15 protein-coding genes are annotated in these 13,782 nt (G+C 49.2%); 7 read left to right on the top strand and 8 right to left on the bottom strand.

Translation table 11 applies throughout. The features are described 5' to 3' along the window. Window positions 1–10 precede the first annotated feature (10 nt). Complete coding sequence (gene arsC / locus GV030_RS05535) at window positions 11–352, top strand: arsenate reductase (glutaredoxin) (RefSeq protein WP_159580595.1); 342 nt, start codon at window positions 11–13, stop codon at window positions 350–352. Further along, the gene (locus GV030_RS05530) at window positions 349–1,317 is read left to right on the top strand and encodes an NADPH:quinone oxidoreductase family protein (protein WP_159580593.1); all 969 of its coding nucleotides are present in this window, start codon (window positions 349–351) and stop codon (window positions 1,315–1,317) included. Before arsC ends, GV030_RS05530 begins: the two co-directional genes overlap by 4 nt. Here GV030_RS05530 and GV030_RS05525 read toward each other — a convergent pair. Further along, window positions 1,314–2,261: a lipid A deacylase LpxR family protein gene (locus GV030_RS05525; RefSeq protein ID WP_159580591.1), complete on the bottom strand. Its 948-nt coding sequence runs from the start codon at window positions 2,259–2,261 to the stop codon at window positions 1,314–1,316. The two genes, GV030_RS05530 and GV030_RS05525, sit on opposite strands and share 4 nt — an antisense overlap. Before the next feature lie 37 nt (window positions 2,262–2,298). On the opposite strand from GV030_RS05525, the gene GV030_RS05520 reads away from it, so the two are divergent. After that, a complete protein-coding gene (locus tag GV030_RS05520) occupies window positions 2,299–3,405 on the top strand; it encodes an 8-amino-7-oxononanoate synthase (RefSeq protein ID WP_159580589.1) in 1,107 nt (368 codons plus the stop codon). Window positions 3,406–3,420: 15 nt separating this feature from the next. Here the strand turns inward: GV030_RS05520 and GV030_RS05515 are convergent, their stop codons facing one another. Further along, entirely contained in the window at window positions 3,421–4,263 is an 843-nt protein-coding gene (locus tag GV030_RS05515) for a 1,4-dihydroxy-2-naphthoyl-CoA synthase (RefSeq protein WP_159580587.1), read from the bottom strand. Between the two features lie 180 nt (window positions 4,264–4,443). On the opposite strand from GV030_RS05515, the gene bioD reads away from it, so the two are divergent. Together bioD and bioA are read left to right on the top strand one after the other, a co-directional pair. Next, the gene (gene bioD / locus GV030_RS05510; RefSeq protein WP_159580585.1) at window positions 4,444–5,052 is read left to right on the top strand and encodes a dethiobiotin synthase; all 609 of its coding nucleotides are present in this window, start codon (window positions 4,444–4,446) and stop codon (window positions 5,050–5,052) included. Next, the gene (gene bioA / locus GV030_RS05505) at window positions 5,040–6,311 is read left to right on the top strand and encodes an adenosylmethionine--8-amino-7-oxononanoate transaminase (RefSeq protein ID WP_159580583.1); all 1,272 of its coding nucleotides are present in this window, start codon (window positions 5,040–5,042) and stop codon (window positions 6,309–6,311) included. The genes bioD and bioA overlap by 13 nt, the downstream gene beginning before the upstream one ends. 62 nt (window positions 6,312–6,373) lie before the next feature. On the opposite strand, the gene GV030_RS05500 is transcribed toward bioA, so the two are convergent. The 5 genes from GV030_RS05500 to GV030_RS05480 all read right to left on the bottom strand — a co-directional run bounded on the left by GV030_RS05500 (window position 6,374) and on the right by GV030_RS05480 (window position 11,091). Beyond that, window positions 6,374–6,757, bottom strand: coding sequence for an Imm63 family immunity protein (locus tag GV030_RS05500; RefSeq protein WP_159580581.1), 384 nt, complete (start codon window positions 6,755–6,757; stop codon window positions 6,374–6,376). A gap of 400 nt (window positions 6,758–7,157) precedes the next feature. After that, window positions 7,158–7,904, bottom strand: coding sequence for an SDR family oxidoreductase (locus tag GV030_RS05495; protein ID WP_159580579.1), 747 nt, complete (start codon window positions 7,902–7,904; stop codon window positions 7,158–7,160). A 203-nt stretch (window positions 7,905–8,107) separates the two neighbouring features. Further along, the gene (locus GV030_RS05490; protein WP_159580577.1) at window positions 8,108–8,494 is read right to left on the bottom strand and encodes a VOC family protein; all 387 of its coding nucleotides are present in this window, start codon (window positions 8,492–8,494) and stop codon (window positions 8,108–8,110) included. 3 nt (window positions 8,495–8,497) lie between these two features. Further along, window positions 8,498–10,399 carry a DUF294 nucleotidyltransferase-like domain-containing protein gene (locus GV030_RS05485; RefSeq protein WP_159580575.1) on the bottom strand — a complete coding sequence of 634 codons (1,902 nt, stop codon included), beginning with the start codon at window positions 10,397–10,399 and terminating at the stop codon, window positions 8,498–8,500. Beyond that, window positions 10,396–11,091, bottom strand: a complete 696-nt coding sequence (locus tag GV030_RS05480) for a 3'-5' exonuclease (RefSeq protein WP_159580573.1) — start codon at window positions 11,089–11,091, stop codon at window positions 10,396–10,398. Before GV030_RS05480 ends, GV030_RS05485 begins: the two co-directional genes overlap by 4 nt. Before the next feature lie 162 nt (window positions 11,092–11,253). On the opposite strand from GV030_RS05480, the gene GV030_RS05475 reads away from it, so the two are divergent. Together GV030_RS05475 and GV030_RS05470 are read left to right on the top strand one after the other, a co-directional pair. Beyond that, window positions 11,254–12,606, top strand: a complete 1,353-nt coding sequence (locus GV030_RS05475; RefSeq protein ID WP_159580571.1) for a DEAD/DEAH box helicase — start codon at window positions 11,254–11,256, stop codon at window positions 12,604–12,606. A gap of 5 nt (window positions 12,607–12,611) precedes the next feature. Beyond that, window positions 12,612–13,007, top strand: a complete 396-nt coding sequence (locus GV030_RS05470; RefSeq protein ID WP_159580569.1) for a VOC family protein — start codon at window positions 12,612–12,614, stop codon at window positions 13,005–13,007. A 3-nt stretch (window positions 13,008–13,010) separates the two neighbouring features. On the opposite strand, the gene GV030_RS05465 is transcribed toward GV030_RS05470, so the two are convergent. Continuing rightward, the gene (locus tag GV030_RS05465; RefSeq protein WP_159580567.1) at window positions 13,011–13,679 is read right to left on the bottom strand and encodes an FRG domain-containing protein; all 669 of its coding nucleotides are present in this window, start codon (window positions 13,677–13,679) and stop codon (window positions 13,011–13,013) included. Window positions 13,680–13,782: the final 103 nt, after the last annotated feature.

Raw genomic sequence — 13,782 nt, 5'->3', positions numbered from 1 at the left:
GAACCCAAAGATGACCAAAATATTTCATAACCCGAGGTGCCGAAAGAGCAGGGAAACGTTGAATTTACTGGAAGAGAAAGGTGAGCAGCCCACTATCATAGAGTATTTGAATACGCCCCCCACAAAGGCCGAACTGGCGGAAATCGTAAATATGTTGGGTATCGCCCCTGAGAAGTTGATTCGAAAAGGAGAAACTGAATATAAGGAGCTTTTCAAGGGAAAAACGTTGTCTGATGATGAATGGCTGGATGCTATGGTGCAATACCCCAAACTTATCGAGCGCCCCATTGTGATCAAAAATGGGAAGGCTGCGATCGGTCGTCCTCCGGAAACCGTACTCGATATTTTATGATTACGAAATCCATCCTCGTGAATCAGTTTAGTGCGTCACTTGATTTGACATTTACGGAGACTGATTTCCCTCGGTTTGCACAGGATGAGGTGTTGATCAAGACAGCATTTTGTGGTGTAAACTTTCCCGATCTTTTGATTGCTCAAGGGAAGTACCAGTTTCGGCCGGATTTACCTTTTTCTCCAGGACAGGAAGTTTCCGGTGAAGTGGTAGCGGTGGGTACCTGGGTGGATCACGTGCAGGTAGGAGACAGGGTGATGGCTTCTATGGGGTGGGGTGGCTTTACTGAATTGGCCGTGGCCAAGGGCAGCAATACCTACCTTATTCCACCGGAGGTCTCTTTGAAAGATGCTTCGGCGATTTTGGAGTCTTATGCTACAGCCTTGTATGCACTGAAAGACAGGGCCATGATGAAACCAGGTGAAACACTTTTGGTATTGGGTGCTTCTGGTGGTACAGGCACAGCCGCAGTACAGCTCGGAAGAGTGTTTGGTAGCAAGGTTATTGCGGTAGCTTCTACCGAAGAAAAACGAGCATTTTGTTTGCAGAATGGTGCCCATGAGGTGGCGAGCCCCGGTGAAGAACTAAAGGAACAGATCAAAGAGCTGGGAGGTGCAGATGTTATTTTCGACCCGGTAGGGGGCGCTCAGTCGGAGGCAGTGTTTCGCACCCTGAAACCCGGAGGGCGCCATTTAGTGGTTGGATTTGCCTCTGGAGAGGTTCCGTCCATTCCTTTTAACCTGCCACTACTGAAAAGTGCGTCTATTGTAGGCGTATTTTGGGGAGCCTTTTGGCGAAATGCTCCGGAGGACAATCGCAGAAATGTATTGATGCTCCTCCGGTGGTTTGCAGAAGGTAAATTGAGCATCAATGTTACAAAAACGTACCCACTGGCGGATGCAAAAAAAGCCCTTGAAGACCTGATGAACAGACGTGTGTCTGGCAAGATTGTGCTTGAGGTTTAGAACCGTTGATTAAGTCTGACCCCAACATAATCATGCCGTGTGGCTGATGCATTCTCCTGTGTTCTCCAGTAGGCAATAAAGCCCAGGTCAAACCGGGGCCAACTGAGCATCACACCTCCGCGGTGCTGGAAAACCCATCGGATCGCATCCACGGTGTAGATGGATTTCTCACCAATAAAATTGCCCTCCAGGGTGGCATTGTAAAACACATATTCCAGTCCTGGAGAGTAGAAAAAATAGATCTCGCTGATTTTGGGTTCAGGGAGTTTGATTCGTTTGTTGCCCAGAGATGAGCTGACATAGGCAGATTTGTTGATCGGCTTGAGTTCTCCCACCCGTACCATGAGTTCCTGTCTGATGTTGTTGTAGACCGTACCTCCACTGGCATTGGTTTCGCTGGTCAGCTCAAAATTGTAAGAAGAGTAAATGGGCTTAATGTAGGTAAGGTTGAGGTTAATGATCGGTGTGTTATTGATCTGATATTTCCAGCCCATGGGCTGAGGCATACCAAACCATCTGTGCCAGGTGGCCTGTGTTTCTCCCACCAGGGCCCCAGGCCCCAACCATCCCAGCTCCAGCTGCGCTTTCAGGTATTGGTTAGAATGAAAGTAATATTCATTGGCAATGGAAGCAGATAAGAGACCTGCGTAAGGACGATCCAGCTGTTCTTGTCGGTCCCAACCGATCCACTTGGGCGTATACATCCTGTGGTTGAGCTGATAAGATTGAATCACCTTGGCATTGGCGATGCTGTCTTTCAGTATCCTCACTGATCCATAAATGCCACTGCTGTAATATTGATCCTGTGTGAGATCAAAGGTGAAGGCATCATTATCCACTATCAATTGATAATCGAAGGTGAGGTATTTTTTTTGAGATTTTTCCTGTGCGGTGAGTTTCAGAATGAGCAGCAGGGCAATGATAGTAATGAATAATTTTCGCATTGGTGGTCAAAGATAGATATTTACCAAATTTGCAGGCATGACATTGGATTTTCTACAAGAAAAACTTCAGGACAGGATTGAAAAGGGCAATATCCGTACGCTAGGTGGGAAAGCGGGTTTGGTGGATTTTGTATCCAACGATTACCTGGGCCTTTCTCAAAACCAAGAACTGGCGAAGCGAATAAGAGAAAGAATGGATAGTGAAGGAGCTGTACCCAATGGAGGTACGGGCAGCCGCCTGCTCTCTGGCAATCATCGATTTTATGGAGCAGCTGAGCAATATCTTCAGGAAGTATTCAGGGCTGAGTCAGTGTTGATTTTTAATTCGGGCTATGCAGCCAACCAGGCCCTCGTATCCGCTGTGGCAGAAAAGGGCGATACCATTTTGTATGACCAACTATCCCATGTATGCCTGAAGGAAGGTGCCTGGCTAAGTCGGGCCGAGACCGTTAGTTTTTTGCATAATGACCTCAATGACCTGGAGGCTAAAATAAAGCGGGCGAAGGGCAGGGTCTTTGTGTTGACCGAAACGGTCTTTTCGATGGATGGTGACATGGCCCCATTGGCTGATCTGGTGGAGGTCTGTGAGCAATCAAACGCTTACCTGATTGTGGATGAAGCCCACAGCACTGGGGTGATGGGCCCGGGGGGTGCCGGATACATGATTCAAAAGAACCTACATGACCGGATTTTTGGCAGAGTCTACACCTTTGGCAAAGGCATGGGTGTACACGGTGCCTGTGTGGCCGGATCCAAGATCCTTACCGATTATCTGATCAACTTTGGCAGGCCTTTTATTTATACCACTTCTCTGCCACCACACAGTGTATTGGCAATAGAGGAGAGTTTTCGGTACCTGAGTGAACACCTTGTGTTACAGGATGAGCTGGAAGCTAAAATTAACCTTTTCAGGAGTCGTTGGGAGAAATCTCTGAGTCATACTGCTATTCAGCCAGTGATGATTGGCAGCAACAAAAAAGCTCGTGAGGTTTCCATGAGCCTTCAGGAAGCTGGTTTGGATGTAAGACCGATCCTTTCACCCACCGTACAACGGGGTACCGAGCGATTGAGGATCAGCCTGCATGTTCACAATACTGATGCGGAGATTATCCGCCTCACAGACTTGCTCAGCGAGTTGGTGTAGTTTGATGCCTGAGGGTCATGGAATCCACTTGATGTCTTTGAAATCTGGCTTTCGCTTTTCCAAAAAGGCATTACGACCCTCTTTGGCCTCATCAGTCATATAGGCCAAACGGGTGGCCTCTCCGGCAAAAACCTGTTGCCCCACCATGCCATCGTCGGTCAGATTGAAGGCAAATTTGAGCATTTTGATAGAAGTAGGAGATTTCTGAAGGATTTCAAGTCCCCACTGATAGGCCGTATCTTCCAACTCTTCGTGAGGGATCACATCATTCACCATGCCCATGTCGAAAGCTTCCTGTGCAGAGTAGTTTCTTCCAAGGAAGAAGATTTCTCTTGCCCGTTTTTGCCCAACCATCTTGGCCAGATAGGCTGACCCGTAGCCCCCGTCGAAACTGGTGACATCTGCATCTGTTTGCTTGAAAATAGCATGTTCCTTGCTGGCCAGCGTGAGATCGCATACGGTATGGAGCGAGTGTCCTCCACCCACAGCCCATCCAGGTACCACTGCTATGACCACCTTAGGCATAAACCGGATGAGGCGCTGTACTTCCAGGATATTGAGGCGGGGCATCCCATCATCATCCACATAGCCCTGGTGGCCACGCGCATTTTGATCTCCACCTGAGCAAAACGCCCATCCTCCATCTTTCTTAGAGGGGCCCTCCCCTGAGAGTAGCACCACACCAATGGAGGTGTCTTCTCGGGCATCCAAAAAGGCCTGATAAAGCTCGCCTACGGTTTTAGGTCGGAAGGCATTGCGTACCTCCGGCCGATTGAAGGCTATACGCGCTACACCACCTGACTTTTTGTAAGTGATGTCTTCAAATTCTCTGACTACTTTCCAGTTGGGTTTGCTCATGGTGTTTATTTTTTGGTGAAATTATTGATTTCAGGTGTAGTACCAAAGACCGAGCAGAGTTTACTGCCATGAACTTGTCAAAATCCCATTCCAGAGAAGTCTGTGCTCTTGTTTCTGTTGGATGAATTCTGACCACCACAAAGAGTCGGGATATTAGGACTTGCATATTAACTTCGCTTCATGAACTACTTTGTGACGGCCATAGGGACGGATAGTGGAAAGACACTGGTGAGTGCCATACTGACGGAGATGCTACATGCTGACTACTGGAAGCCGATCCAATCGGGAGCGCCCAGAGACACGGAAACGGTCAGAGCGCTGGTCACCAATGAGCAAAGTAAATTTTACAAGGAGACCTTCCTCTTAAAAACCCCGGCCTCACCACATGCCGCTGCCCGCATCGATGGGATAGAGATCACCATTGACCAGATAGTACCTCCCATTTCCAATCGTGATTTGATCATTGAAGGTGCAGGTGGGGTGATGGTACCTCTAAATGATGAGGAGGTGATCCTGGATATGGTGCCTAAACTGAATGCAGAAATCGTGTTGGTGTCCAACCTGTACCTGGGGAGCATCAACCATACCCTGCTAACGGCTGAAGTCATCAAAAGCCGCGGTTATGACGTGAAGGGAATTATTTTTAATGGCCCGGGCAATGAGGAGAGCGAAAGAATCATTCTGCTCAAGACAGGGTATAGGCAGTTATTGAAAGTGGAGCAGGAACCCGTAATTAATAAAGAGATTGTAAAGAAATACGCCGAAAAGCTAAGCGCATGTTGGGATTGAATAATTTTGAAAAGGCAGACCATAAGAATATTTGGCATCCGTTTTCTCCACTGGCAGGAAATAAGCCGATAGGGATCAAAAAGGCTAAGGGCGTATATCTGTACACCCAGGATGGTCGTAAGATCATGGATGCGGTATCCTCGTGGTGGGTGAACATCCACGGTCATAGCCATAAGCGAATCAATAAAGCCCTGAGCAGGCAGGCTGCCCGGTTGGAGCATGTGATTTTCGCTGGATTCACACACAAGCCTGCGGTGGATCTTTCCAAAACACTCAAACGGTTACTCCCCAAATCCATTGACAAGATCTTTTTTTCTGATAATGGGAGCACCTCCGTGGAGGTGGCCATCAAGCTCGCGGTGCAGTATTGGTACAATCAGGGAAAGCCACGCAAGAAAATCATCGCATTGGAGGGTGCCTATCACGGAGACACATTTGGCAGCATGTCGGTAGCGGAGCGAAACTTGTTTTCTGCTCCTTTCAATGAATTATTGTTCGAGGTTGATTTCGTTCCTTTTCCAAAGGGCGATGGGGCAGAGGCCATAGCCAGAATGAAGGAACTGGTCACGGAGGAGACGGCCGCTTTCATATTCGAACCTTTGGTGCAGGGGGCTGCAGGCATGCAAATGTATGCAGCCGAGGTACTGGATAAACTCATCGATATTGCACGAAGCAGGGAGGTGGTGTGCATAGCGGACGAAGTGATGACCGGCTTTGGTCGCACAGGTAAAATGTTTGCCTCCGACCATCTCAGAAATGATCCTGATCTGTTTTGTCTCTCCAAAGGGATCACCGGGGGCTATTTACCCATGGGAATCACGGCAGTCAATGAGCGAATCGTGAAAGCCTTTGATGTGGAAGATCGTACCAAAGCCTTTTTTCATGGTCATTCGTATACCGCCAATCCACTGGCCTGTGCAGTCGCCAATGCAAGTATGAAGCTGCTGCTCGGGAAAAAATGTCAGCAGGATATACAGCGCATCTCTGAGCAACATCAGGCCTACCTGGATCAATTTCGATTTCATAACAAAGTCAAAGAGATTCGTCATTGTGGTACCATTCTGGCGATTGAGCTCCATGCTGATGATGCTGGCTACACGAGTAACCTGAAGGAGAAAATTTATGATTTCTTTATGGCCAGGGACTTGCTGCTGAGGCCTTTGGGAAATGTAATCTATATCCTGCCACCCTATATTATTACCGATCAGGAGCTACAAAGGCTGTACAAGGCGATTGATGTTTTTCTGCTAGAGCTGTGATGGCCGGAGACTTTCAGCGTTAATTTCATTCAGAGTGTTGAGGGCGTCTGAGGCTAGCCTCGTCAGTAGGGTGCCTGGTTGTATTCGTCTTCCACTCGTTGGCCCCATTCAGGTTTTATCCTACTCATCAATTCAATTTTTTTGATTAAAAAGTGCTTATGAAAGTCCTGACCCGAGGGGTCCATTTCCATGGCATGTGCTGATGCCATGGCGGGTACAACATGCTGGAAGGTGTGGTACATTAATTCTTCCAGATCGGTGAAGGTATAGCAGAATACCTGCAAGCCACGCTCATAGGCTTCATATGAAAGCAGACCATCATCGGAGATATTGATGTTCGGGCGACCACCACCCTGGAGTCGGCAAACGGTTGGGAGCTGATCAGATTTGGCACCTATGAGCTGCGCCATACGTCTCATCTCATTCTGTACTTCTTCAATGGTCATAAACTGCCTGATGTCTTGTTCTGAAATTTATGCCATTTTGAATGATCTCTGTTTACTTTCTTCCACTTTTTCTTTGTCCATCTGGTGGATATTGGCAAGGGTCGAATGTTTCGGTGGATTGGCTGATCTGGAAAGTTGGGGAGACGGGAGCTCGCCGGGCCTTCTCACTGGGTGGCCATCACACTCCTTTGTGACAAAGCCAACACGTGTCGACCTGTGGCCTATACATAGGAGGTCTGACGGAGGATTGCTTCGCCCCGATAGGCATCGGGTACTCGCAATGACGGACTGGACAGTCATTCCGTGTAGAGGGAATACACTGCTTTGTCTTACCCTTCGACGGTGCTCAGGGTGACAAAGCCAACACATGTAGACAACCAGGGCTGGATTAGTGAAGTCACTACCTGCCTCCCGTTACCTCAATAAATGATCCGGTTGAAAAGGAGGATTCTTCAGACAGTAACCAAAGTATGGCGTTGGCCACTTCTTCGGGTTGGCCACCTCGCTGCATGGGGAGGGTTTCTTTGATTCGGTCTACTCTATTGGGCTCACCACCATCAGCATGAATGTCTGTATAGATAAACCCGGGTCTCACGCCATTCACCCTGATTCCTTCGGCTGCCAGTTCTTTGGCCAGTCCTATGGTAAAGGTATCTATGGCACCTTTAGACATGGCATAATCTACGTACTCATTAGGTGAACCGGTGCGGGCGGCGATTGATGATACGTTCACAATAGCCCCACCACTGCCACCATAGCGTGTTGACATGCGCTTGATGGCCTCCCTGGTACACAAGAAGGCGCTGACGACATTCTTATTGAATATCCGCATCAGTCGCTCTAAATCCATTTGATCCACTCTTGATTGAGTTTCTAAAATGCCTGCATTATTCACCAGCGCATTGATCGGACCAAAGTCCCGGTCGATTTTTTGAAACAGACTGAGCACCTCAGCTTCTTTGGAAACATCGGCCTGATAGGCGACAGCATGTCCTCCATCTGTCTTTATTTGATTCACTATTTGAGATGCAGCTTCGCTATTACTCAGATAGTTTACACAAATATTGTAGCCTCTTTTTCCAGCAAGCAGGGCAGTAGCCGCACCGATTCCGCGACTGGCTCCTGTGATTAATAGGGTCTTTCTCATAGGTTGGACTCCGGTTTCTGCGCCCGGTTATTGGCTTAAATTAATACAGCTGACGGATATAATCCAAAGAAGACTGCTTTGGAGAAGGGTACGATCTCGTAACCGCCATTCCGTGCAGGCGGCCTTCACACTCCTTTGTGACAATGCCAACGCATGTCGGCTTATGGCCTATACATAGGAGGTCTGGCGGCGGATTGCACCGCCTATGCCGGCTGGATCAAATCAATCAAATTGCCATACAGGTCCTCAAAGACCAGCACCTGGCCGTAGGGCTCGTCCACAGGTCCGCGTACGATCTTCACGCCTTTGGCTTTCAGGTTTTCATAGTCCCCCTCAAAATCATCGGTATGGATAAAGAGAAACACCCGGCCACCGGTCTGGTTGCCTACGCGGCTGAGCTGCTCGTCACCTACACCCTTGGCCAGCAGGAGCCTGCAGCCAGTGTTTCCGGGCGGGGCCACCACCACCCAGCGCTTGGTTTCGCTCATTTTCGTATCTTCTATTAGTTCAAAGCGGAGCGTTTGGGTGTAGAAGGCAATTGCCTCGTCATAGTCTGCCACCACCAGGGCGAGTTGTACAAGTTGCTGCATAGGTTATCCGAATAAGTTTCTGGTAAAGTTGATTTTGATGCCTTGCTGGAAGTTTTCTATCACCTTGAAAATAGCCTTTAAGGTCACCACCTCTATCTTGGTGAGACTGCCGGGACTTACGTAGTTGTGGGGCTCGGTGTGGTCGTTCATGATCTGCCGGGCCTGATACCTCAGGCGCATGCCCATCATGTAGTAGTACGACTGCATCAGCTCATGGTAGGCTTCCTCGGTAAATACCTTCTGATCCCGCAGAGCAGAGAGCCGTTCGCCGGTATTGGTTTTGAGGATTTTGTGTTTCAGGGCGTATACCCGCACCAGGTCCACGATGGGCGTCATAGACCGCTTGATGTTAAACACTTGCTGATCGTCCTTTTCGATGGTTTTGATCCCTCTGAAAAAGGTGAGGGGCGGTTCGTACTGCAGGGCGTTGGTGGCCAGCTGTGTGAAAAAGTAGGTGCCCGGGTCCTCCAGCTTTTGCAGGATGTGTGCCTGTAGCTCCTTCACCAGCGACTCTTCACCGTAGATAAACCGGCAGTCAAAAAAGGTGGAGAAATTCATCACCGACTGTGAGTCGGGGTTTTCAATCCATTCGTTGTAATTTCTTTTCCAGTGGGAGAGGGAGTGGGTCCACTTGGGGTTTTTGGCCATGAGTCCGCCGGTACAAAACACAAAGCCGATGTGGTTGAGTCGCTCGGAGACCAACTCCGCAAAATGAAGAAAGTAGGTTCTCGTGATCTCCCTGAACTCGTTGGCTTTGTCCTCATAGATGATGGCATTGTCCTGGTCGGTCTTGAGAGTCTGCTCCATGCGGCCCTCGCTGCCCAGTGCCATGAAGACAAATTTGGCTGGCGGAGGGCCTATTTCAGCAATCACACCCTCGATGACCTTCTGAGCGATGGTGTCGGAGATGTTGGTAATGATCTGGTTGGCCAGCTCTGACTTTACTCCCCGTGTCAGGAGGTTGTAGACCACCTCGGGCACTTCTGCCCACTTGGCTTTGAGTTCGTCCACAGACATGGCCAGCCGCACCGACTGGATAAACACAAAAGGTGATTGCGCCTGGTCGGAGAGGAGTTTGCTCCGGCTGATCACCCCTGTCTCCTGGCCATGATCCTCCACGATGAGGTAGCGGATTTTATGGTTAAACATCATGAGGATGGCTTCATAGATATAAGCCTCCCGTGATATTCGGTAAATAGGGCCTTCCATGATCTCCTCCACTGGGGTATTCGCATCTCGCTGCGCCGCAATGATCTTGTTCCGAAGGAGTATATCCGTCACATACCCGATAAAGTCATCATCATCCCGCACGAAGAGGCAGCTGAGTTTATTGGCTTCCATAAGCTTAGCGGCTTCATGTACCGGTGTGCCACGCTCACAGCTCACAATGGGGCGGGTGTTCACGCTGTCCATTCGCCCGATGAAGTAACGATCGAACGTGAGTGTGTCCAGGTCATAGGAAGGGCGGGTGACAAAGTTGGCAAAAGCATCATTGAGCATTTCCCTACCGAAAAGGGTGACAAAGGACTGATAAAAGGCATCATGCTCCTTGCAGAGGGTTCTGAAAGTGGCGGTTGGCGCCCGGTAGATTTTGGTTTTCTTAGCAGCAAAAACGGTCTTGATGGATTTTCCTTTGTTCAGGAGGATGGAAAAAGCCCCATAGGTATCACCCGGCCCCAGGTTGCTGCTGGCTTCCTTCTTACCCTCACTGTTGTAAAAATAGGTTTCATACTGGCCCATTACGATGATTTCCAGTCCATCCACTTTGGTTTTGTGCTGCTCATGGATAATGCCAGATTGACCAAATTCGATTTCCTCAAGGGCATCTGCCAGGTGCGAAAGCGCATCATCTGGCAGTAGGTCAAATGGGTGGGTGTTTTTCAGAAAAGATAACTTGTCGCTCATAGAAACCATAAAAGGATGCTTGCAATGATCAAAACGAAAACCGGCAATCCGCAGCCCATTTTGGCTTTGGCCTTGCTTTTCATTTGGGTGTAAATTGGCTGTGCGGCCAGAATTTTCTCGGTGAGTTCCCCCTTATGGTAGAGCACCCAAAAACATTCCGCAGTTGCGGCCACATCTGCAGCCGCATCGTGCTGATGCTCCATCCGCTTGCCAAAGAGTTTCAGATAAAGTTCGTCCAGTTTCGGGTAGTTGTGGTCTGTATGGCGAGCATACTCTGTGGTGGCTTTCATGGTGCAAAACATCGGGTAGCGGGTTATGATGTTTTTCATCCCCGAGCGGAGGAGTGCCACTTGTAGCATCTTGCCATCAAACTCCATGAAATGGCCAATCAGCAGTGGCTTGTACTGGCGCAGGTCCTTGGTGAACTGCCGCATCACCGCTTTGCGGTCTTCGCCTTTTTCTTTTAGTTCTTCCAGCGTGATTCCATGGATCTCAATGGCTGACGGACGGATGGAGATGTCGTCTTCATAGATGAAATGATTTTCCTGTTTGACGAGCTGACCAGCCCGATCATACACCGCCCAGGCCAGCTGGAGGATAAAAGGCCATTTATCCAGCTCCGAAATGGGGGATTTCAGTGAGTGCGGGATGCCGGAGGTCTCAGTATCTACAAAGAGAAGGTATTCTTGCATGGCAGGGTGGAAAGTTACTGCCGCAGGGCCAGATCGCAAAGGTATAGGGGTCACTCATCTGCTATTTTGCTCGATTAAAGCGCGGGAGGTGGAGCTAGGCACTTTGATCGGGTATTTATAAAGATATATACCCTACTTTTGCAGCGAATCCATTTCCCCTTCATGAATACATTTGAAATTTTGAACCTCTCAAAGCCTTTGCGTCAAGCCATTGACGATCTGGGGTTCGAGAGGCCTACCCCCATACAGGAGCAGGCATACCCGGTGATTCTTTCCGGCAAGGACATCATCGGGATCGCTCAGACAGGTACAGGTAAAACCCTGGCCTATATGCTGCCGATCCTCAAGGACCTTAAATTTTCTGAGCAGGTAAACCCACGAGTGCTGGTGCTGGTACCTACCAGAGAACTGGTGCTACAGGTGGTGGATCAAATAGAGCAGATGGCTGCCTATATGAGTGTGCGGGTGCTGGGCGTCTACGGGGGCACCAACATCAACACCCAGAAGATCACCGCGCTACAGGGAGCGGATATTGTGGTGGCTACTCCCGGTCGTCTGTATGACCTGGTGCTGAGCCGTGCGCTCCAGCTGAAGGAAGTGAAAAAACTGGTGATTGATGAAGTGGATGTGATGCTCGATCTGGGCTTTCGCTTTCAGCTTACCAACATCATGGAGCTGCTGCCCGAGCGCAGACAGAATATTATGTTTTCTGCCACCATGACCGAGGATGTGGAAGTGCTGATCAATGATTTCTTCAGCGCGCCGGTCAAAATCTCCATAGCGGTGAGTGGTACACCACTGGACAATATTTCGCAGGAGTACTACCCGGTGAAGAACTTTTATACCAAAGTAAACCTGCTGCTGCATTTGCTCAGGGACAGGGAGACTTTTCATAAGGTACTCGTATTTGTTTCCAATAAGAAAAGTGCCGACCGCCTTTTCCTGGCTATGGAAGGCATCTATGGTTCGGAGACCTGCATCATCCACTCCAATAAGAGCCAGAACTACCGGATTCGCTCCATCAGACAGTTTGATGAAGGTAAGAACCGAATACTGGTGGCCACAGATGTGATGGCCCGGGGACTGGATATGGCGAAGGTTTCTCACGTGATCAACTTTGACACACCCGCTTATCCGGAAAATTATATCCACAGAATCGGCCGTACAGGTAGAGCTGAGGAAGAGGGCAAAACGATCCTGTTTTGTACAGAAAAAGAAACACCTTTCAGAGAGGCCATCGAATACCTGATGGCCTATGAGATTCCAAGGCTTGAGTTTCCTGAGGAAGTAGAGGTGTCCACAGAGCTGGCACCTGAAGAGCGACCGAAGAACAAAGAAATCAATGCCCACCACAAGGTGCCTGATCCGGATGCACCAGGCCCTGCATTTCATGAGAAAAAGGCCAAGAACCGAAAAACGAACCTGGGAGGCTCTTACCGCAGGGAAGTGGGTAAGAAATATAAGAAACCAAGAACCCGGGGGGACAAAAACCAAAAAGGTAAGGGGAAAAGATAGGGAAAATGGCAGGGCTGAAAAGTGTGCACCACATCGCCATTATTTGCTCAGATTATCAGCGATCTAAGCACTTCTATACAGAGGTGCTGGGGTTGGAGATTATCCGGGAAGTCTATCGGGAAGCGCGTAAGTCCTACAAGCTTGACCTGGCGCTGAATGGCCACTATGTGATCGAGTTATTTTCTTTTCCGGAGCCTCCTGCGCGTGTTTCTCGTCCAGAAGCCGTGGGCCTGCGGCACGTAGCTTTTGAGGTGGAGGATATCACGGAGATGGTGGAGGCGTTGAAGGCCAAGGGAGTGGAGACAGAACCCATTCGGATAGATGAAAGCACTGGTCGCCGGTTTACGTTTTTCGAAGATCCGGATCGGTTGCCGATTGAGCTATATGAAGTGGCCAACTAGCAATTAGTAGATCTTCGTCTCCAGCCATTTAAGATCACGCGACACACCCTCCAGTCCCGGATAAATTAGCCGCTGGTTGATCCCGTATTTAAACAGCGTCTTTTTAATAACTCCTTTGATTCCTTTGGGGATGATGACCCTGCGCAGCTTGTCGTGTTCAAAAGCCTGGTCGGGATGCGGGTGAACCGTGAAGAGCCCGGCCTGATTTTGAATCCTGGCAGAGATGTAGGGCGGCCGATATTTGTAGACTTTGTCAATGGTGAGTGGCTTGAATGCCTGTGGATCCTGGATGGTACTGCATCCAGACAGGATATAGATGGCAGCATCTTCCGAGGGGTTAGATTCTATGGCAAAGTAAGTGGCCACCAGTGGGTTATAGCTCCAGTCCAGCAGGCGGGTAGGGAGCCCGAAGTGTTGAGCAATGGCCAACCATTCCATCTCATTGGCAGGCTTATGTTCCAGGTAAGGCACGGATGATTCTTTGAAGAGTTTGATCAGTCGTTTTTCCAGTTGCTCAAGTGATTTGCCATTGACCGGCTCACATCTGCCCAGAGAGGTGAGGAGCTGGTAGGAGCTGTTGGCGACACCTCTGAAGACAATGTTTTGACCTTCTTTTTCCTTTTCGAATTCCTTGAGGAGCTCCTCAAAGCTGGAGATGGTGGTGGACTTCATAGACGGCTTACGGTTGGTTGGTAAAACGTCTAAAATAGCGGATTCGTAAGGGAACACAAAGTTCCCTTACGAAATCGACAGATGATTTTTATTGAGGCTGTGC

The organism is Marinoscillum sp. 108 (assembly GCF_902506655.1).
Classification (GTDB): domain Bacteria; phylum Bacteroidota; class Bacteroidia; order Cytophagales; family Cyclobacteriaceae; genus Marinoscillum; species Marinoscillum luteum.
Note: the sequence above shows the minus strand (reverse complement) of the source record. Positions and strands in the feature narration are given on the sequence as shown.